The following is a 17,970-nucleotide window of genomic DNA, read 5'->3' on the forward strand; positions in this document are numbered from 1 at the left end:
CCCATCCCCCCGAAAGAGGAACCCACCATGACAAGCAACGCCGACTATCCGCCCCCCGCTCCGATCGAGCTCGAGTGGGCGTTCTCCGTCCGCATCGACTTCACCGAGCGCATCCAGTTCAAGACCCCGGCCGGCAAACGGTCCTATGTCCCGGCCGCCGGCGGGGAGATCTGGGGGCCGCGCCTCCAGGGGCGCGTCGTGGCGGGATCGGGCGCCGACTACGCCGGCGTGTACGGCCTCGACGCGCATTACATGCTCGAGGCCTCGGACGGCTCGCCGATCTACGTTCACAACTCCGGCTACCTGTACGCGCTCGACGGGTCACCGACGGCCACCGACCAGCCGGGCTGGGGAGGGGACAAGGAGTTCTACTTCCGGATCACGCCGCGGTTCGACGCGCCCGTCGGCCCCCACGACTGGCTCACCCGCACGATCATCCTCGGCACGGGTCAGCGCCACGCCAACCCGGACCACACCGTCTTCACCTACTACGCCGTCAAGTAAGCGCGGCTTCCGCGCCGTCCCGACGGCGTCCGCACTCGTCCCGGACGAGTGCTGCAGTTCAACGACGAACAGCGAGCGAGGTCGATGAGGACCTCGGAAAGTGAGTGGAACACATGTCACGACGCAGTTTTCGCCGCACGGCCGCCCTGGCGGGCGCTCTCGCGCTGGCGACCGGCGCGCTGTCCGCCTGCGGGGCGGCCGGTGCACCCGAGGATGAGGCCGCCGCAGACGACGGCGCGCTCATCCCGGTGAAGATCCTGACGGGCGCGGTCTTCTTCGAGTCCGCGTTCATCGCCCTCGAACAGGGCTTCTTCGAGGAGGAGGGGCTCGACGCGGACGTGTCGATCGGCGCCGCGGCCGCGCAGCAGATCCCCCAGGTGGTCTCCGGCGAGGTGGACATCGCCGGGACCGGCGGGGTGTCGCTCATCGCGGCCGTGGAGCGCGGCATCCCGGTCCAGGGGATCCTCGCCACCTCGAACGCGGTCGTCGAACCGATCACGAGCGGCATCCTCGTGCCCGACGACAGCGACATCCGAAGCTACGCCGATCTCGAGGGCAAGACCGTGGCGCTGCAGGCCCTGCAGGAGACGACGCACGCCGGCACGATGAAGGCCGTCGACGAGGATGGCGGAGACTCCTCGAAGGTCGAGTTCGTGCAGCTGCCCCTGCCGAACCTCGTCGATGCCGTCCTGAGCGGCCAGGTGGACGCGGCGTACGCCATCGGACCGTTCTACCCCGCCGGCATCGGCAAGGGCCTGCGTCTGTTGGGCGCCCCGGCCGCGGAGCACCTCACGGGCGGCCCCAACGCGATGTGGTTCACGTCGAAGCAGTTCATCGCCGAGAACCAGGACGTCGTCGAGCGCTTCCAGCGCGCGCTGACGAAGGGCATCGAGTACGCGATGGCCAACCCCGACGCGATCCGCGAGCAGCAGCTGGAGCACACCGAACAGGACCCGGAGTACATCGCCAACGCCGTGATCTCCCCGATCACCCCGGTACTGGATCGTGACGGCATCCAGAACACCATCGACGTCATGGTGCACTACGGGTTCCTGCCTTCGGCGCCGGCGTACGAGGACGTCATCTGGTCCGGGGCGCCTCAGGAATGATGATGCACACGATCGCGCGCAGCCGTTCGCGCGACGGCTCGGGGATCTCGGTGGCCGACAGGGTGCCTCCGGTGTCCTCCCCACGAGCGGCGGCTCCCCGCCGCTCGTGGGGCCGCCGCGACGTGCTCCTCTGGCAGGGGCTCACCGCCGTGCTGCTGATCGGGGCGTGGGCACTGGGCTGGGCCGGCGAGGTCCTCCCGCGTGCGCTCCTGCCGGCACCGTGGGAGGTGCTCGTCGCGGGAGCGGGACTGATCACGACGGCGCCCTTCTGGGCGGCTCTCGGAAGCACGCTGCTGGCGGCCGTGATGGGGCTGCTGATCTCGGTCGCCATCGGGGTCCCGCTGGGGCTCATCATGGGGCTCGCCCCGGCCGCCTACCGGTCGTCGCTGCTCATCATCGACGTCGGACGTTCGTTCCCCTCGATCGCCCTCCTCCCCGTGCTCATCCTCGTGATCGGCACGACGGTGGAGATGAAGGTGTTCGTGATCGTCTCGGGCATCGTGTGGCCCATCCTGCTGCAGACCTACTACGGCGCGCGGCGGGTGGACCCGGTCGTCAACGACACGGTGCGCAGCTACCGGATCCCGCCGCTGCTGCACTTCGCGAAGGTCCTGCTGCCAAACGCGGCGCCGTTCGCGGTCACGGGCATCCGCATCGCGGCCTCGGCAGCGATCCTGATCGCTCTGGGCGTCGAGGTGCTCACTCTCAATCCGGGAATGGGCGGGAACCTCGCTCGCGCCCAGACCGACGGCGCCCCCGCACTGGCACTGGCGTATCTCGTGTACGCAGGGCTGCTCGGATGGATCCTGTATCGGGCGTTGACGTTCGTGGAGGACCGGCTGCTCGTGTGGAACCGGCGGGGCAAGGGAGGTGCGCGCTGATGGCCATCGCAGCCCCCACCGGTCGCGCCGTGTGGAACGGAGCAAGGCCCGTCGGGCGGGTCGCCGAGACGCTCTGGCTGCCTGCTCTGCTCGTCGCAGCGTGGTGGTTCCTCTCGCGCGACAGCGAATCGGTGTACTTCCCGCCGCTCGAGCGCATCTGGGCCGAACTCGTCCGCGGGTTCGCCGACGGGACGTTGACGTTCAACCTCGCCTACAGCGTGACGAATCTGCTCGGCGGCCTCGTCATCGGCACCGGGCTCGCCGTGATCGCCGGGGTCGTCGTGGGCGAGCTCGATCGCGTACGGGAGGTCCTCGATCCGTTCCTGCAGTTCGCCCGTTCCGTGCCGCAGTCCGCTCTCGTGCCGATCGTCATCGGAGCCCTCGGGATCGGGCAGGAGCCGAAGATCTATCTGATCGCGTTCGCGTGCTTCTGGCCGGTGCTCCTGAACACGGTCGACGGCGTGCGCGCGATCGCCCCGGAGGTCAGGGACCTGAGCCGGGCCTACCGCATCCCCACGCTGCTGGCGGTCGGGCGGATCGTGCTGCCCGCGGCGCTCCCGCAGATCGTGGCGGGCGTCCGAGTCGCCCTCGCGGTCGGTGTCGTCATCATGGTCGTCAGTGAGCTCTTCAGCGCGCTGGCGGGCATCGGTCACTTCATCTACCTCGCCGGGAACGTCTTCGACATGCCGGCGACCTGGGCGGGCACGCTCGTCGTCGCGGCGCTCGGGTACGTCCTGAGCCTGCTGTTCATCGTTTTCGAGAAGGTCGTTCTGCGGTGGTACTTCGAATCCGCCGCGATATCCGGCGGGAAGGCCGGACGCCGTCCGGCAGCACGCCGGAGGAAAGGACAGTCATGAGCCAGTCCACAACCGCGCCCGGTCGCCTCGAGCGCCAGGGCGCCCGTAAGACCCTCTCCGTCGAGGGCCTCGGGAAGTCCTACGGCGAGGGGCCCGGGGCCGTCGAGGTGCTGCGTCAGCTCTCGCTGCGCATCGAACCAGGGGAGATCGTCAGCATCGTCGGGCCGTCGGGGGCGGGGAAGACGACGCTGCTGCGCTGCCTCGCCGGCCTGCTGCCGCCCTCCGAGGGACGCGTCGCCTACGGCGGCACCGAGATCGCCCGCCCGATCTCGGAGGTCGGGGTGGTCTTCCAGGACTACAGCCGGTCCCTCCTTCCCTGGATGAGAAACGCCGCCAACGTGGCCTTCCCGCTGCAGGGGCGCCGCGTCCCGCGCGCGGAGCGGGTGGCGGTCGCGCAGGAGTCTCTCGCCGCGGTGGGTCTCCCGCACGTCGGCCGGAAGTACCCGTGGCAGCTGTCGGGCGGCCAGCAGCAACGCGTCGCGATCGCACGCGCCCTCGCGTATCAGTCGGAGGTGCTGCTCATGGACGAGCCGTTCGCCTCGGTGGACGCGCAGACGCGGTTCGATCTGGAGGACCTCGTGCTCGATCTGCGTCGGCGGCTCGGGGTGAGCATCGTCGTCGTGACCCACGACATCGACGAGTCCGTGTATCTCGCGGACCGCGTCGTGGTGCTCTCCGGGCACCCCGCCACGGTGGTCGACAGCGTCGAGGTGCCGTTCGGGCCGGAGCGGGATCAGATCGAGACCAAGGCCGATCCCGTCTTCACCGACCTGCGGGGACGGATCCTCGCGCAGATACGCCGTTGACGGCGGGCCCGGGCTCACCGCTCGAGGGCGGTGGGCTCGGGCTCGTGCGTGGAGACGTGGTCGACGCACACCGCGAAGAGCGACTCGAAGAAGCCGCGTTCGCGCGACGACAGCGCGGCGGTGAAGTGATCCTCGACCTCTTCCACTCGTCGTTGGCACCGGAGCGCGAGAGCGCGCCCCTCCGGCGTCAGCACCGTGAGCCGCTTGCGGCCGTGGTTCGGGTCCGGGTACCTCGTCGCGATGCCGCGTCGCTCGAGCTCGCCGACGAGCTGACCCGCCGCCTGCGGCGTCACGAAGGCGCGTCGGGCCAGCTCGGCGGAGGAGATGGGGCCGTGACGCCAGATGAAGAACATGGTCGCCCACTCCGTGGGCGTCACGTCCTCGGACGAGAGCGCGTCCTCCAGGTAGCCGCGCACGCGGCGCTCCGCGGAGAAGATCATGCCGACGAGCGTGCGCGGCGGCGGAGCGACGACCGGCGGCTCGGGCGGCGCCGCATGAGCCGGGTCGGGGAGGATCTCCGTCATGCGCGGCTCTCGGCTGCCGGCGACTCGCGGACGAAGCGATCGTGCAGAAGCTCGGCCGATCCGTTCCAGCGATCGTGCTCGTCGCGGATCTGGTTCGCCGTCGTCCAGGGCGAGTCGCTGAAGTAGGGCGAGCCGATGAAGGTCGCCTCGACGGCGGCGATGCGCCCGTCTACGATTTTGAACATCTCCAGGAAGCTCCACGTGTGCGGCTCGAGGAAGGGCGACTCACGGAACGAGCCGTCGGTCAGCTCGTAGCGATTCATGATCCCCTTGTGGTCGATGAACCCGCGCGCGAGACAGATCCCGCGACGCTCGTCCACGAGGATCCACTCCCGGCGCACGCGCTCGTTGAAGCGGAAGCGACCGAGGAGGAAATCGGCGGCGGCACCCTTGGGTGCGGCCTGATAGCCGTTCTCGATCCGATAGCAGGTCTCGGCGAAGCGTGCGTAGAGCGTCCCGTCGTTGCGGGAGAGCGTCTGGAAGTAGCCGTCGGCGACGCGCAGAAGCTCCTCGCGGGTCGAGCGCGCGCTCTCCGGCACGTGCGCGGCGATGACGGGCTGGTGCTCCAGCTGCTCGACGTCCCCGAACGGCGTCGGGGGTCCGCTGACGCCGCGTTTGGTGGAGAGCATGTGCTCGATCTCGATGATCGCCCCGTCCACCACCCGCAGGCGCACGGTCAGGAAGCCGGGCGTGGGGCCCATGCGGACCGCGGTGAACGCCGCGACGCCGCCCGTCGCCTCGTCCGAGAAGATCAGCGCGGGCCCGAGCTCCTCGGTGACCGCGTCCCAGCTGCCGTCCGGGAAACGCAGACGCACGTTATTCTCCGTGTACTCGACATCGGGCGCGATACGGACACTGTCTCGATCGCGCCGCCCGTACGCATCCAGATACGCGCGCCCGATGCGCTCGAGTTCCGTCGCGGTCGCGCCGCTCATGCCACGGCCTCGCGGGCCGCGTCGAGGCATGCCGCGACGAAGCCCTTCACCTGCGTGCCCAAGGCCTCGTCGCCGCCTGCGAGGTGCGTCACCTCGCTGAAGTGGTTGTGTCCCGCCAGGTAGCAGATCCTCGGAAGGGTGCCCGTGTAGTGCAGGTACGCGTCGATGAGACGCACGAAGTGCGCCTGGATCTCGGGCGGGTCGAACTCGGTGATCGCGACCATTAGGGGGACACGCGTCTCCACCAGACGGGGCAGGGGAGAGATCTCCTCCAGGTCGGGGGAGTCCCCGTAGTAGTTGTGGAGGACGGCGTCGAGCGGGAGCGTGCGGTAGTCGTACCGGCCCGACAGCAGCATGGCGCCGGCGATGGCCGTGTCGCTGGCCGTCCGCGACGAGACGTAGTGCGCGATCTGGGTGGCGCCCGCCGATGCGCCCATCAGGAAGATCGCCGACGGGTCGCCGTCGTGCTCGGCGACGTGCTCGCGGAGCCAGGAGACGAGGCTCTCGACGTCTTCGATCCCGGACGGGAAGCGATGGGCCGGCGCGAGGCGGTAGTTGCTGACGACGCCGACGTACCCGTTGTGGGCGGCCCAGGCCCCGACGTTGTCGTAGAAGGGCGTTCCGTCTGTGTGCTTGGCGCCCGCGACGAAGTTGCCTCCGTGGAGGAAGACGATGACGGGGCGGGGCGAGGCCGACCGGCCGTCCGTGTAGACGTCCAGCCGGTGGCGCTCGTCGTCTCCGTACGCCAGGTCTCGCTCGACGGACAATCCGTCGAGGAGCTCCGGTCCGAAGTCGTCGGCCCACACGGCGTTGTTCGCCTGCGCGTTGCCGGGGTGGATCTCTCGAGTGAGCGCCAGTGACCGCGCTCGTGCAACATTCTCCACAGTCTTAGCTTCCTTGCTACCGCCGTGTGCACGGGAGTCGGTGTCCCCGTGCAGCGGCCTCGATGAGACCGCTATCCGAGGCTAGTCAGCTCGATCAAAGATGACAAGTTGCTTTTTACTCGCGATGGTCGTCGCACGCGGAAGGGGGCCCGGCATGCCGCCGGGCCCCCTTCGTTCACTGCGCGGGATGACTCAGCCGAAGTCCTCGACGTTGTCGTAACCCTGCCCGTTGTACTTCTGGACGATCACGGTCGAGACGGCGGGCTGGCCGTCGACGGTCGTGTCGATCGCGGTGCCCTCGAGCATCAGCGGCGCCTGCAGGCCCGAGATGTCACCCAGCGCCTCCATGAAGTTCTCCCGCGTCGGCTCCGTCATGTTGGAGAAGGCCTCCTCGAGCGTCGCGCCGATCATGTAGCTCCACATGCAGTGGGGGAAGTCGGGCGTCGTCGTGTAGCGGCCGGAGAACTCCTCCAGCGCCGAGAGGAACGTCTGGACGTCCTCGTCGTCCGCGTAGAGGGGGCTCTGCGGCGCCTTCGAGAACGACACCGAGTAGAACCCGTCGTCGGGGTTCGCGCCGGCCGGCCCGAGGATGCCCGCGGGGCTCGACGTGTTCGACGGCAGGAACCAGCTCGGCGACCATGCCAGCTCACGCGCCTTCTCGATCGCGCTGATCGTCAGCGGCGTGATCGACATGGCGTTGAAGAGCACGTCCGCGTCGGTCGCGGCCAGCTCGGTCAGCTGGGCGTCCACCGAGGTGTCGGTCGCCTCGTACGTGAGCTCGCGGACGATCTCGATGTTGTCGGCACCCTCGATCGCCTCCTTGAAGCCGTGGACGTAGCCCTCGCCGAAGTCGTCGTTCTGCGACAGGATCGCGACCGTCAGGTCCTCGCCCGACTCGGCCAGCAGCTCGCCGAACGCCGCACCCTCGTTCTGGTAGATCGGCACGAAGCCGAGCTGCCACGGCGACTCCTCGCGATCGCTGAAGATCGGGTCGCCCGTCATGATGAGCGCCTGCGGCACCTCCTCCTCGATGGCGGCCTCGCGGAACGCCATGTTGGTGGGTGTGCCGAGGCCGGACGTGAACGCGAAGACGTTGCTGTGCGCCTGCTGGAAGTTCGACAGCGCCTTCTGCGGGTCGTACGTGTCGTCGAACGCCTCGACGCGCACCTCACGCGTCTTGCCGTCGCCGAACTCGATCGGGCCGGCCTGGCCGAAGTAGGCCACCAGGCCCGCGACGGTGCAGTTGCCGGGGCCCGCGGTCCCGCCGCTGAGCGGGGTCGTCACGCCGAGCGTGATCGTGTCGTCGGTGATGCCGGGGCTCGCGGCGCCCTCGCCACCGCCGCCTCCGCCCCCGCCGCCGCGGGTGCAGCCCGCGGCCGCGAGCACGATGACAGAGCCCATGGCGACGATGCCGGCGGCCTTCACCGCCTTGCTGCGCATGTTCATGCTGACCTTCTCTCTGGTGTGTTTCCGGTGGGACTGGGAACGGCTACTGCTTCTCGCCCGCCTTCGCGGCGCCCGCGGGCGACGCCGAGCCGGTCGAGCGGTCCCCGGCGTCGCTGCGCTTGCGCAGCAGGCGCCGGAGCACGCGGGGGAGGCTCGCGATGCCGCCCGGCAGGACGAACAGCACCACGAGCAGGATCACGCCCTGGATGAGCGCCGTGAGCGTCGAGTCGATCTCGTTCGTCACGTTGGGCACGAGCACGTAGTACGCGCCGCCGATCAGCGAGCCGACGATGCTGCCGGCGCCGCCGATGACCATGGACGCGAGCAGGCTGATCGAGTGGTGGAACGCGAGGGTCTCGGGGGAGGTGTACTGCACGACGACCATGTACAGGAAGCCGCTGACGCCGCCGATCATCGCGGCGATCGTGAACGCCATCACCTTGTAGCGGTACGGGGAGATGCCCATCGACGAGGCGACGGCCTCGTTCTCCTTCACGATCGCCAGCGCGCGCCCGAACTTGCCGCGCACGAGGTTGTGCACGAGGAGGAACACGATCGCGGCGATCACCAGCACGACGTAGTACTGCCACTGGTCGTTCGCCAGGCCCGACCAGTCGGGCGCCGACGAGAAGCGCGCCGACGTGCCCTGGGATCCGCCCGTGAGATCCGACAGACGCTTGGCGAGAGGCACGCCGATGATGGGCAGGGCGATCGTGACCATCGCGATCGCGAGACCGCCCAGACGTGCCGCCGCGAGGGCCACGACGTAGCCCGCGACGCCCGCGATGATCACGGCGAGGGCGAACACGACGACGATGTTCCAGTCGGCGTTGACGCCGTACGCCGTGACGTAGGCGCCGAGCCCGAGGAAGAAAATCTGGCCCAGCGACACCTGGCCGGTGTAGCCCATGATCACGTTGAGCCCGAGCACGGCGACCGCGAAGACGCCGATGCGTGCGAGCGACTGGTTCACGGGGACGTCGAGGACGAGCGGTGCGACGAGCAGCGCGACCGCCGCGACGGCGATGAGCGCGATCCGCACCCAGCGGCGGCGCAGCAGCGGCTCCTGTCCGGGGCTCGGTGTGCGGACGTCGGTCATCGCGGGGGTTCCCTTCCGTGCTTCAGAAGACGACGATGTGCGGGCGCGGCGGCGGGGCGACGATGGGGTGGTGCCGGGTCCGCCGGCCCCGTTCTGCGGGGCCATCAGACGCGCACCACGGTCTTGCGGCCGAACAGGCCCTGCGGGCGCACCAGCAGCACGATGAACAGCAGGATGAACGGGACGGCGATCTTGAGATCATGGCCGATGAAGGGCACGTACACGGCGCCCAGGTTCTCGAGCACGCCGATGAGCCATGCCGCGACCACGACGCCGATGGGACTGCTCGCGCCGCCGAGGATGACCGCCGCGAGCGCGTACACGAGCGCCGAGTCGAGCATGCCGGGCGTCAGCGTCAGGCGCGGCGCGACGAGCGCTCCCGCGACCGCACCCAGGGCGGCGGCGAGGCCCCACCCGACCATCAGCAGCCGCCCGACCGGGAGGCCGGAGAACGACGACGAGCGCGGGTTGTCCGCGACGGCCCGCAGCGCGAGGCCGACCTTCGTCTTGAGGAACAGCACCTGCAGCAGCACCATGATCGCGGCGATCGTGAGGAACGTGCCGAGCGAGCGCCAGCTCACCGCGGCCCCCAGCAGGGGGAACGAGTCCGCGGGGAACAGCGAGGGGAATTGCAGGTTGTTGTAGGACCAGAGCCAGCCGGCCACACCCGTGATGAGCGTGAGCAGACCCACGGTCACGACGACCGTCGTGTCCGGGTCGCCGCCCTCGAAGCGCCGGATGAGGAATCGCTCGATCACCGCGCCGAGGACGAACGAGACCGCCATCGCGAGGATGATCGCCAGGATGAGCGGGATGCCCCAGCCGAGGAAGGTGTAGGCGATGTAGCCCGACAGCACGGCCATGCCGCCCTGCGCGAAGTTGATCAGGCCCGTCGACTGGTTCACGATGACGATCGCGAGCGCGAGGGCCGCGTAGACGGAGCCCATGGCGAGGCCGTCGACGACGAGTTGGATGAAGGTCCCCATGTGTCAGCCTCCCAGGTAAGCGCGTCGGATCTCGTCCCGGCCCTTCAGCTCGGCCGAGGTGCCCGTGAGCACGCTGCGGCCGACCTCGAGCACCGTGGCGGTGTCGACGATGCCGAAGGCGAGGTTGGCGTTCTGCTCGACGACGAGCATCGCGATGCCCGACTCGATGCGCAGCCGGCGGATCGCCTCGTAGACGTTCTTGGCGGTGCTGGGCGCGAGACCCAGCGACGGCTCGTCGAGCAGCAGCAGGCGGGGCCGGGCCATGAAGGCGCGACCGACGGCCAGCATCTGCTGCTCGCCGCCGGAGAGCGCCGAGGCGTTCGACGAGATGCGGGCCTTCAGGTTCGGGAACAGGTCGAGCAGGTAGTCGACGTCGGCCGAGATGCCCTTGCGGTCCTTGCGCAGGTACGCGCCGACCATGAGGTTCTCGCGCACGGTCAGGTTGGGCAGCGTCCCGCGGCCCTCCGGCACGTGGGCGATCCCGCGCGACGCCACCTGGTCCGGGCGCAGCCCCCGGATGTCCTGACCGTCGAAGACGATGCGTCCGCCCGTGCGGACGACGCCGCTGATCGCGCGCAGCGTCGTGGTCTTTCCGGCACCGTTCGCCCCGAGGATGCCGACGGCGCCGCCGTCGGGAACGCTCAGAGACACGCCCTCGAGCACCTGCACCGGGCCGTAGGACGCCGTGACGTCGGTGAGTTCAAGCAGCGTCATCCGCGGCGTCCTTTCCGATGTAGGCCTCGATCACGCGAGGGTCGGACTGCGCCTCGGCCGCCGTGCCCTCCATCAGCTTGCGGCCGTGGTCGAGCACCACGACGCGATCGGTCAGCGCCGAGATCAGTCCCATGTGGTGCTCCACGATGACGACCGTGATGTCGTCGTTGCTGCGGATGTCCCGCACGGTCTCGATGAACCGCTCCACCTCGCCGTGCGACAGGCCCGCGGCGGGCTCGTCCAGCAGCAGCAGGCGCGGGCGCATGAGCAGCGCGCGGCACAGCTCGATGCCCTTGTGGAGGCCGTGCGACAGCTCGTCCGCCGCGAGGTGCGCGGCCCACCCGAGGCCGTGCGCCTCGAGCAGGGCGAGTGCCTCCTCGCGCAGCTCGCGCTCGCGGCGCCCTGTGGGGGGCACGCGCAGCGACCAGGCCAGCGGGCCGGCCGGAAGGCGGGTGTGCCCGCCCAGCAGCACGTTCTCCAGGACGGTCGCGTGCAGCTGCAGCGCGGGGTGCTGGAACGTCCGGGCCAGTCCGTGCCGCGGCAGGCGGGACGGGGCGAGGCCGCTGACCTCCGCGTCGTCGATCGTGATCGAGCCGGAGGTGGGGCGGTAGTGCCCGCTGATGCAGTTGAACAGCGAGGTCTTGCCGGCTCCGTTGGGGCCGACGAGACCGAGGATCTCGCCGGGCTCCACCGTGAAGCCGACGTCTTGCAGGACGGTCACGCCTCCGAAGCGGAGATTGACGTCTTGCAGAGTGAGTCGAGCGGCCATCGCTCCTGTCTCCTGTGCGTCGTTGCATGGCAGGCGGCATCGTCCTGCGTCGGGTCCGGGAAGACCATCGGTCCTCCGTATCGGAAGGCTAGGGAGCGGAGACGAAAGTGTCAACAATTGTGGCGCGAATCGGCGCGTCGCGTAGATTGTCCCCGTGACTCGGATCGCGGTGCTGGGGCTCGGGGAGGCGGGTCGCTGCTATGCGAGGGGGCTGGCCGATGCGGGCGCGGACACCCGCGGCTTCGATCCCTACGTGCAGGATACGGGTCCGGGGCTGGATCGGCGGGAGCGACTGCAGGACTGCGTGGACGGAGCGGACGTCGTCCTGAGCCTGGTCGGGGCCCGCGCGTCGGTCGACGCGGCGCGCGCGGCGATCCCGGCCATGCGCGCAGGCGCCGTGTTCGCGGATCTCAACACGGCCTCGCCCGAGACGAAGGCCCGCATCGCGGCGCTGGGGAGCGAAGGACGCGTCCCGGTCGCCGATGTCGCGGTGCTCGCGCCCGTCACGCGCGCGGCGCACCGGACGCCGCTGCTGGCGAGCGGGGACGGCGCCGAGCCGTTCGCGGCGATCCTGCGCCGGTTCGGTGCGCCGGTCGACGTCGCCGCCGGGCCCGCCGGGGACGCCGCACGACTGAAGCTGCTGCGGGGCGTGTTCATGAAGGGGATGGCGGCGCTCGTGCTGGAGGGGCTCGAGGCCGCCCGGACGGCGGGCGCCCAGGAATGGCTGCGCGGGCAGATCGCGCGCGAGCTCGGCCCGGAGGGGGCGGCCACGGTCGACCGCCTCGTCGAGGGCACGTTCCGTCACGCCGAGCGCCGCAGGCACGAGATGAGCGACGCGCTCGCGCTGCTGGAGCACGCGGGGACGCCCGCCGACATGACCCGCGCGACGCTCGCCTGGTTCGAGCGGATCCTGGCCGAGCGTGAGGCGCCCGAAGCCGGCCCGCGGGCGACTGACGAGGGACCGCGCTAGCGTCCGGTCCGGCTCAGCGCGCCGAGGGCACGCGGGCTCCGAGCTCGCGCTGGAGGCGGCGCATGTCGACCTTCCCGCTCGGGCTGCGCTCGAGCGTGCGCCGGATGTCGATCAGCCGCGGCTTCTTGTAGCCCGCCAGGAGCGCGTCCACGTGCGCGCTCAGCGTGGCCGCGTCGACATCGGCGCCCTCGGCCACCGCGACGACGGCGGCGACGCTCTCGCCGAACCGCGGGTCGGGCAGCCCGAACACGACGGCGTCCTCGACCTGGGGGTGGCTGAGGAGGGCCTCCTCCACTTCGGCGGGGTACACCTTCTCGCCGCCCGTGTTGACCACGGCGCTGCCGCGGCCGAGCAGCTCGATCGCGCCGTCCTCCCGCACCTCGACGAGGTCGCCCGCGACGACGTGGCGGTGCCCGCGGATGACCCGGAACACCTCCGCCGTCTTGGCGGGATCGCCGTGGTAACCGCGCGGCAGCGTGCCGCGGAACGCCAGGAGACCGCGCGCGCCCGGCACATCCTGCACCTCCGCGCCGTCGTCGTCCAGGACGACGGCGCCGGGCAGCAGGCGCAGCGGCGCGGGCAGGTCGGCCGCGCTCGTGGAGGTGGCGACGGCGTAGGGGCCGCCCTCGGTCGAGGCGAGCAGGTCCACGATCGCCAGTTCCCCCAGGGCGTGAAGGCGCGCCTTGACGGGATCGCTGAACCGCATCCCCGAGCTGATGACGCTCCTGAGGTGGGGAAGCGCAGGGTCGGGGGAGCCGTCGGCGGCGTCGGCGAGGGGGCCGGCGATCGCGTCTCCCGCCAGGATCAGCCGGCTCACGCGGTGCTCGCGGGCGAGATCGAGGGCGACGTCGGGGTCGAACCGCGCGGTCGGCATCAGCACCACCGTGCCGCCGAGGACCAGCGCGTTCATCGTGTTGAACAGCGCCGTGCCGTGCATGAGCGGCGCGAGCGGCATCGTCACGGGGGTCGGCGTGCCCGGGTCGCGCGCGATGCGTACGACATCCGCCAGAGACGAGGGCGTCTCCAGGCCGATCGCGCCGTAGATGGCGTAGAGCTGCACGTCGAGGAGATCGTCCGCGCCCCAGACGACCGCCTTCGGGCGACCGGTGGTCCCGCCCGTGTACAGGAACAGCTCGCCGTCCGAGGCCGCGCGCCCCGGCAGCGCCGCCGCATGCGCGCGGATGTCGGTGAAAGGACGCTCGTCCCGACGCGGCGCCCCCGGGCGCTGCTCGTCGTCGACGCGCAGCCACATCCGCACTCCGCTGCGGGCGGCCTCCGGCAGCTCGTCGATCACCGCCGCCGTGGAGGCGGCGAACACCACCGCCGCGGGGCGGCAGTCCTCCAGCAGCGCGGCGAGCTCGGACGCCCGGTAGCGGAAGTTGATGGGGACGGGGGTGAGCCCCCGAGAGAGCGCCGCGAAGAGCGTCACGAGGTACTCCGGGCGGTTGTGCATGAAGATCGCGATGCGATCCCCCGGGCGGAGTCCGTCCTCGTGCAGCAGTGATGCGAGGGCGCCGGCCCGGGCCGCCAGGCCGGCGTAGGTGAGCTGCTCGCCCGCGCCGATCACCGCCGGTCGTTCGGGGAACGCGCGCGCCAGCTCCTGCCAGATGTCGGCGTAGTTCAGTCGGATGCCCATGGCCGCGTCGCCTCCCAGCGTCCTCGCCCTCCGGGCGTCCTCGCCCGACGGCTGATTCAGGCTACCTGATACACGAGCGGATGTCACCCGTCCGCTGCGAGGGCGCGGTTCCTCCGGGCGGGACGGAGTGTGGCGCGACGCGTCAGATCCCGATCCCGGGGCGCGCGTTCGGGATGCCCTAGGGTGAGGCGGAACGGAGGTGCGGATGGAGACGGCGGGCGGCTTCGTCTACGTGATCAAGCAGCTCGAGCTCGCCCTGAGACCGCGGTTCCTCGAGGCCTGCGCGACCGAGGGCATGACGGGAGCGCAGTACACGGTCCTCACGGTGCTGCAGCGTCGCCCCGGCATCACGAGCTCGGAGCTCGCGCGGCGCTCGCTCGTGCGTCCCCAGACCATGGCCGGCACCATCGACGCGCTGCTCGGGGCGGGTCTCGTGCGCCGAGAGGACGACCCCGCCCACGCGCGTCGCAAGCTGCTCTTCCTGACGCCGGCGGGCAGCGAGGCCGTCGACCGCGTCTCGGTGCCGGTGCGCGAGCTCGAGGAGCTCCTGGTCGGCGACCTCACGCCGGAGGAGCGCGAGCAGTTCTTCGACTACCTCCGGCGGTCGCGCAACGCGCTGGGCGCAGCGGGGCGCTGAGCGCCCGCGCCGCCCGACGGGACGGCCCTCCGCCGGAGCGGGGGAGGCCCCTAGGATGGTCATCCCGGCCGCACGGCCGGTGGACACGGAGCTCAACGAGGAGAACACCATGTCACAGACTGCAGAGGCGTCCTTCGCGCCGCCCGAGGTCGCGCCCCGGCTCTGGATCGGCGGCGCGTGGCGCGATCCCGAGGGCGGTGCGACGATGGACGTCATCGACCCCGCCACGGGTCGCGCGGTCGCCCAGGTCGCGGCCGCGTCGACCGGGGACGTGGCCGCGGCCGCCGCAGCCGCGCGAACGGCATTCCGCGACGGCGAGTGGGCGCGCATGCCCGCGCGCGAGCGATCCCGTGTCCTGCTGCGGGCGGCCGCGCTGATGCGGGAGCGCGTCGAGGAGCTCGCACAGGCCGAGTCGCTCGACGTCGGCAAGCCCATCGCCTTCGCGCGCATGATCGACGTGCCCAACGCGGCCGACCTGTACGAGTACTACGGCACGCTGGCGCCCCACCTCGACGGCGCGACGCGCGACGTGCCCATCCCGGCGTTCGCCTACACGCGCTGCGAGCCGCGCGGGGTGGTCGCCGCGATCAGCCCCTTCAACTTCCCGCTCATCCTGTCGAGCTCGAAGATCGCCCCCGCGCTCGCCGCGGGCAACACCGTCGTCCACAAGCCGTCGCCGCTGACGCCCCTGAGCGCGCTGCTGATGGCTGAGCTGCTGCGCGACGCCGGGGTGCCCGACGGCGTGTACAACGTCGTCACCGGCCCGGGGGCCGAGCTCGGCGACGCGCTCGTCCGCGATCCGGCGGTCGACATGGTGGCGTTCACCGGCTCGACCGCGGTGGGCCGGGTCGTGGCGCGCACGGCGGGCGAGCTGCTCAAGCCGGTGGCGGCCGAGCTGGGCGGCAACGCGGCCAACATCCTCTTCGCCGACGCGGACCTCGACCAGGCCGTGGGCGCCGTGATCAACGCGTTCGTGTTCAACACGGGGCAGTTCTGCATGGCGGGCCCCCGCCTGCTGGTGGAGCGCCCCGTGTACGACACGGTCGTCGGCATCCTCGAGCAGGCGGTGGGAGGAGTCCCCCTCGGCCGTCCGAGCGATCCGGGGACGGTCATCGGCCCGCTCGCGAGCGCCGCGCAGCGCGACCGCGTCGACGAGATGGTGCGGGACGCGGTCGCGTCGGGAGGCCGCGTCGTCACGGGCGGCGAGCGCATCGAGCTCGACGGCGGCTTCTACTACGCCCCGACCGTCATCGTGGACCTGCCGGACGACGCCCTCGCCGTGCGCGAGGAGGTCTTCGGGCCCGTGCTGACGGTGCAGGCCTTCGACACGGAGGACGAGGCCGTCGCGCTCGCCAACGGCACGGCGTACGGTCTCGCCGCGGGCGTGCAGACGACCGACATCTCGCGCGCCCACCGCGTCGCCGCCCGCCTGGAGGCCGGCATCGTCTGGGTCAACGGCTGGGCCATGCTCGACGCCGCGATGCCGTTCGGGGGCGTGAAGGACTCCGGTTGGGGCCGCGAGAACGGGCCGGAGGCGCTCGCCTCCTTCACGCGCTCCAAGTCCGTCATCATCGGGCTGGGTCAGCCCGGCGGCTGAGCGACGCGCTCGGGCGAACGGCGAGGCGCCCCGACCCCCTGAGGGGAGCCGGGGCGCCTCGTGCGTCGCTCAGAGCTTGCCGGTCGAGCGCCAGCCGCCCTGGTACTCCGTGCGGGCCGTCTCCGCGTAGGGGACGGGGCTGACGATGGCGCGGACCTCGATCTGCTTGTGCGGCTCGACCGTGGTCTTCTTCGTGCCGCCGTCGGGCTCGCCCCACACCACGCGCACCTCGGCGCCGATGGGCAGGTCACGGTCGACGGTCGCGAGCGACAGGCCGCGCTTCTCGTTCGCGGTCACGCCCGTGAACAGCGACAGGCCGACGGTCTTGCCGTCCGCGTCGATCACCTTGTCGAAGTTGCTCGAGCCGTAGTTCGCGTTCGGCAGGTCGAAGAACTGGTAGCCCTCCGACTCGCGGTCGAGCACGGTCGTGAGGATCTTGCCCAGGTCCTCGTCGTTCCAGGCCAGCGTCACCTTGCGGCGCTGGGTCTCCGGGTCGATCTTCTCGAGCGCGTCGCGACCGATGAAGTCGTGGTCGAACTTCACGAACGAGCCGTAGCCGAGCTCCCACGGGTTGAGGTAGTAGTCCTCGATGTCGTCCGAGACGAACGAGCCGTCGATGGCGTTGATCGCCTCGTAGCTCGTGACCGGCAGCCACTCGCGGTACGCGCGCTCGGCCTCGCTCGAGTAGATGGCGGGCAGCGGCGAGGGGATCCAGCCGGACTCCAGGGTGTTCGACGAGTAGGCCCGCGACCCGCAGGGCTCGATGCCGAACTCCTGGCCGGCCTCGAGGATCGCCTCGCGGATCTTGCCGTGGGACTCGTACGGCCCCCACAGCTCCAGGCCGGGCGCGCCCGCCATGCCGTGGCGCAGGGTGCGCACCTGCTCGCCCGCGATCTGGAGCTCGCCCATGTGGAAGAACTTGACCTTCTCGAGCGTGCCGCCGTTGAGCTTCTCGATGATGGCCCACGCGTTGGGGCCCTGGATCTGGAAGCGGTAGTAGTCACGGTGCACGGCCTGGCCGTACGGGCGCGACGGCGAGCGGTCGTCGTACTTCCACTCGACGTCGTAGCCGCCGGTCTCGGCGTGGAACTGCAGCCAGTTCGCTCCCGGGGCCCGGCCGACGTACACGAACTCGCCTTCCGCCTCGTGGAAGAGGATGCCGTCGCCGATCACGCCGCCGTTCGAGGCGGTGGGCACGAACTGCTTCGCCGTGCCGACGGGGAAGTTCGCGAACGAGTTGATGCCCGTGTCGCTCAGCAGCTTGAGGGCATCCGGTCCCTTCACGAAGAAGTTGACCATGTGGTGCGTCTGGTCGAAGAGCACGGCGGAGTTGCGCCAGGCCTTCTGCTCGCGCCGCCAGTTCGAGAACTCCGTGGGCACCACGGGGTAGATGTAGGTGCCGAGCTGGGAGTTGCGCAGCAGCTCCACGGTGTTTCCGTGCTCGTCGAGCAGCTCCTGCAGGTTGTTCGCCATGAGACTCCTTCTGTGGATGTGTCGGACGTCGTTGTCTTGCGAGGAGGCGGAGTCGCGCGGGATGCGAACAGCACCGTTCCATCGTCGCCAGGATTGTAGACAGAATCTTGACCATTACGCCAGAGGGTGATTCACTGAACGGC

Annotated in this window: 18 protein-coding genes; 8 read left to right on the forward strand and 10 right to left on the reverse strand. The window is 70.6% G+C overall.

Features of this window, described 5'->3' with window-relative positions; genetic code table 11:
* Window positions 1-27 precede the first annotated feature (27 nt).
* From IEX37_RS03275 to IEX37_RS03295, 5 genes are all read left to right on the forward strand, one after another.
* Window positions 28-504, forward strand: a complete 477-nt coding sequence (locus IEX37_RS03275) for a DUF3237 domain-containing protein (protein ID WP_188754822.1) — start codon at window positions 28-30, stop codon at window positions 502-504.
* 113 nt (window positions 505-617) lie between these two features.
* On the forward strand, window positions 618-1,613 hold the full coding sequence (locus tag IEX37_RS03280; RefSeq protein WP_188754823.1) for an ABC transporter substrate-binding protein: 996 nt from the start codon (window positions 618-620) through the stop codon (window positions 1,611-1,613).
* On the forward strand, window positions 1,613-2,494 hold the full coding sequence (locus tag IEX37_RS03285) for an ABC transporter permease (RefSeq protein ID WP_229663037.1): 882 nt from the start codon (window positions 1,613-1,615) through the stop codon (window positions 2,492-2,494). The genes IEX37_RS03280 and IEX37_RS03285 overlap by 1 nt, the downstream gene beginning before the upstream one ends.
* Window positions 2,494-3,351 (forward strand): ABC transporter permease, encoded by an 858-nt coding sequence (locus IEX37_RS03290; RefSeq protein WP_188754825.1) that lies wholly within the window; start codon window positions 2,494-2,496, stop codon window positions 3,349-3,351. The genes IEX37_RS03285 and IEX37_RS03290 overlap by 1 nt, the downstream gene beginning before the upstream one ends.
* On the forward strand, window positions 3,348-4,157 hold the full coding sequence (locus IEX37_RS03295) for an ABC transporter ATP-binding protein (RefSeq protein WP_188754826.1): 810 nt from the start codon (window positions 3,348-3,350) through the stop codon (window positions 4,155-4,157). The genes IEX37_RS03290 and IEX37_RS03295 overlap by 4 nt, the downstream gene beginning before the upstream one ends.
* Window positions 4,158-4,171: 14 nt before the next feature.
* Here the strand turns inward: IEX37_RS03295 and IEX37_RS03300 are convergent, their stop codons facing one another.
* The 8 genes from IEX37_RS03300 to IEX37_RS03335 form a co-directional block, all read right to left on the reverse strand.
* On the reverse strand, window positions 4,172-4,681 hold the full coding sequence (locus tag IEX37_RS03300) for a MarR family winged helix-turn-helix transcriptional regulator (RefSeq protein WP_188754827.1): 510 nt from the start codon (window positions 4,679-4,681) through the stop codon (window positions 4,172-4,174).
* Complete coding sequence (locus IEX37_RS03305; protein WP_188754828.1) at window positions 4,678-5,616, reverse strand: DUF8021 domain-containing protein; 939 nt, start codon at window positions 5,614-5,616, stop codon at window positions 4,678-4,680. Before IEX37_RS03305 ends, IEX37_RS03300 begins: the two co-directional genes overlap by 4 nt.
* A complete protein-coding gene (locus tag IEX37_RS03310; RefSeq protein WP_188754829.1) occupies window positions 5,613-6,500 on the reverse strand; it encodes an alpha/beta hydrolase in 888 nt (295 codons plus the stop codon). The genes IEX37_RS03305 and IEX37_RS03310 overlap by 4 nt, the downstream gene beginning before the upstream one ends.
* 192 nt (window positions 6,501-6,692) lie before the next feature.
* On the reverse strand, window positions 6,693-7,946 hold the full coding sequence (locus IEX37_RS03315; RefSeq protein WP_229663038.1) for an ABC transporter substrate-binding protein: 1,254 nt from the start codon (window positions 7,944-7,946) through the stop codon (window positions 6,693-6,695).
* A gap of 43 nt (window positions 7,947-7,989) precedes the next feature.
* Window positions 7,990-9,045: a branched-chain amino acid ABC transporter permease gene (locus IEX37_RS03320; RefSeq protein WP_188754830.1), complete on the reverse strand. Its 1,056-nt coding sequence runs from the start codon at window positions 9,043-9,045 to the stop codon at window positions 7,990-7,992.
* Window positions 9,046-9,149: 104 nt separating this feature from the next.
* The gene (locus IEX37_RS03325; RefSeq protein WP_188754831.1) at window positions 9,150-10,031 is read right to left on the reverse strand and encodes a branched-chain amino acid ABC transporter permease; all 882 of its coding nucleotides are present in this window, start codon (window positions 10,029-10,031) and stop codon (window positions 9,150-9,152) included.
* Between the two features lie 3 nt (window positions 10,032-10,034).
* A complete protein-coding gene (locus IEX37_RS03330) occupies window positions 10,035-10,745 on the reverse strand; it encodes an ABC transporter ATP-binding protein (RefSeq protein ID WP_188754832.1) in 711 nt (236 codons plus the stop codon).
* Window positions 10,732-11,466: an ABC transporter ATP-binding protein gene (locus IEX37_RS03335; protein ID WP_229663039.1), complete on the reverse strand. Its 735-nt coding sequence runs from the start codon at window positions 11,464-11,466 to the stop codon at window positions 10,732-10,734. Before IEX37_RS03335 ends, IEX37_RS03330 begins: the two co-directional genes overlap by 14 nt.
* Window positions 11,467-11,668: 202 nt before the next feature.
* Here IEX37_RS03335 and IEX37_RS03340 point away from each other — a divergent pair, with 202 nt between their 5' ends.
* Window positions 11,669-12,484: a DUF1932 domain-containing protein gene (locus tag IEX37_RS03340; RefSeq protein ID WP_188754834.1), complete on the forward strand. Its 816-nt coding sequence runs from the start codon at window positions 11,669-11,671 to the stop codon at window positions 12,482-12,484.
* A 13-nt stretch (window positions 12,485-12,497) separates the two neighbouring features.
* On the opposite strand, the gene IEX37_RS03345 is transcribed toward IEX37_RS03340, so the two are convergent.
* Complete coding sequence (locus IEX37_RS03345; protein WP_188754835.1) at window positions 12,498-14,120, reverse strand: AMP-binding protein; 1,623 nt, start codon at window positions 14,118-14,120, stop codon at window positions 12,498-12,500.
* A gap of 205 nt (window positions 14,121-14,325) precedes the next feature.
* Between IEX37_RS03345 and IEX37_RS03350 the strand changes: the two genes are divergently transcribed.
* The gene (locus IEX37_RS03350) at window positions 14,326-14,757 is read left to right on the forward strand and encodes a MarR family winged helix-turn-helix transcriptional regulator (protein ID WP_188754836.1); all 432 of its coding nucleotides are present in this window, start codon (window positions 14,326-14,328) and stop codon (window positions 14,755-14,757) included.
* Between the two features lie 109 nt (window positions 14,758-14,866).
* Window positions 14,867-16,354 (forward strand): aldehyde dehydrogenase family protein, encoded by a 1,488-nt coding sequence (locus tag IEX37_RS03355; RefSeq protein ID WP_188754837.1) that lies wholly within the window; start codon window positions 14,867-14,869, stop codon window positions 16,352-16,354.
* Between the two features lie 69 nt (window positions 16,355-16,423).
* On the opposite strand, the gene ligM is transcribed toward IEX37_RS03355, so the two are convergent.
* Complete coding sequence (gene ligM, locus IEX37_RS03360; protein ID WP_188754838.1) at window positions 16,424-17,827, reverse strand: vanillate/3-O-methylgallate O-demethylase; 1,404 nt, start codon at window positions 17,825-17,827, stop codon at window positions 16,424-16,426.
* Window positions 17,828-17,970 lie beyond the last annotated feature (143 nt).

The sequence above is a fragment of the Microbacterium album genome (assembly GCF_014643695.1).
Lineage (GTDB): Bacteria > Actinomycetota > Actinomycetes > Actinomycetales > Microbacteriaceae > Microbacterium > Microbacterium album.

Bases quoted from the DNA above. Each gene is read 5' to 3' on its own strand.
- IEX37_RS03305 (WP_188754828.1), bottom strand. From the start codon at position 5,616: ATGAGCGGCGCGACCGCGACGGAACTCGAGCGCATCGGGCGCGCGTAT.
- IEX37_RS03290 (WP_188754825.1), top strand. From the start codon at position 2,494: ATGGCCATCGCAGCCCCCACCGGTCGCGCCGTGTGGAACGGAGCAAGG.
- ligM (WP_188754838.1), bottom strand. From the start codon at position 17,827: ATGGCGAACAACCTGCAGGAGCTGCTCGACGAGCACGGAAACACCGTG.
- IEX37_RS03315 (WP_229663038.1), bottom strand. From the start codon at position 7,946: ATGAACATGCGCAGCAAGGCGGTGAAGGCCGCCGGCATCGTCGCCATG.
- IEX37_RS03330 (WP_188754832.1), bottom strand. From the start codon at position 10,745: ATGACGCTGCTTGAACTCACCGACGTCACGGCGTCCTACGGCCCGGTG.
- IEX37_RS03285 (WP_229663037.1), top strand. From the start codon at position 1,613: ATGATGCACACGATCGCGCGCAGCCGTTCGCGCGACGGCTCGGGGATC.
- IEX37_RS03320 (WP_188754830.1), bottom strand. From the start codon at position 9,045: ATGACCGACGTCCGCACACCGAGCCCCGGACAGGAGCCGCTGCTGCGC.
- IEX37_RS03280 (WP_188754823.1), top strand. From the start codon at position 618: ATGTCACGACGCAGTTTTCGCCGCACGGCCGCCCTGGCGGGCGCTCTC.
- IEX37_RS03275 (WP_188754822.1), top strand. From the start codon at position 28: ATGACAAGCAACGCCGACTATCCGCCCCCCGCTCCGATCGAGCTCGAG.
- IEX37_RS03345 (WP_188754835.1), bottom strand. From the start codon at position 14,120: ATGGGCATCCGACTGAACTACGCCGACATCTGGCAGGAGCTGGCGCGC.
- IEX37_RS03300 (WP_188754827.1), bottom strand. From the start codon at position 4,681: ATGACGGAGATCCTCCCCGACCCGGCTCATGCGGCGCCGCCCGAGCCG.
- IEX37_RS03350 (WP_188754836.1), top strand. From the start codon at position 14,326: ATGGAGACGGCGGGCGGCTTCGTCTACGTGATCAAGCAGCTCGAGCTC.
- IEX37_RS03355 (WP_188754837.1), top strand. From the start codon at position 14,867: ATGTCACAGACTGCAGAGGCGTCCTTCGCGCCGCCCGAGGTCGCGCCC.
- IEX37_RS03295 (WP_188754826.1), top strand. From the start codon at position 3,348: ATGAGCCAGTCCACAACCGCGCCCGGTCGCCTCGAGCGCCAGGGCGCC.
- IEX37_RS03325 (WP_188754831.1), bottom strand. From the start codon at position 10,031: ATGGGGACCTTCATCCAACTCGTCGTCGACGGCCTCGCCATGGGCTCC.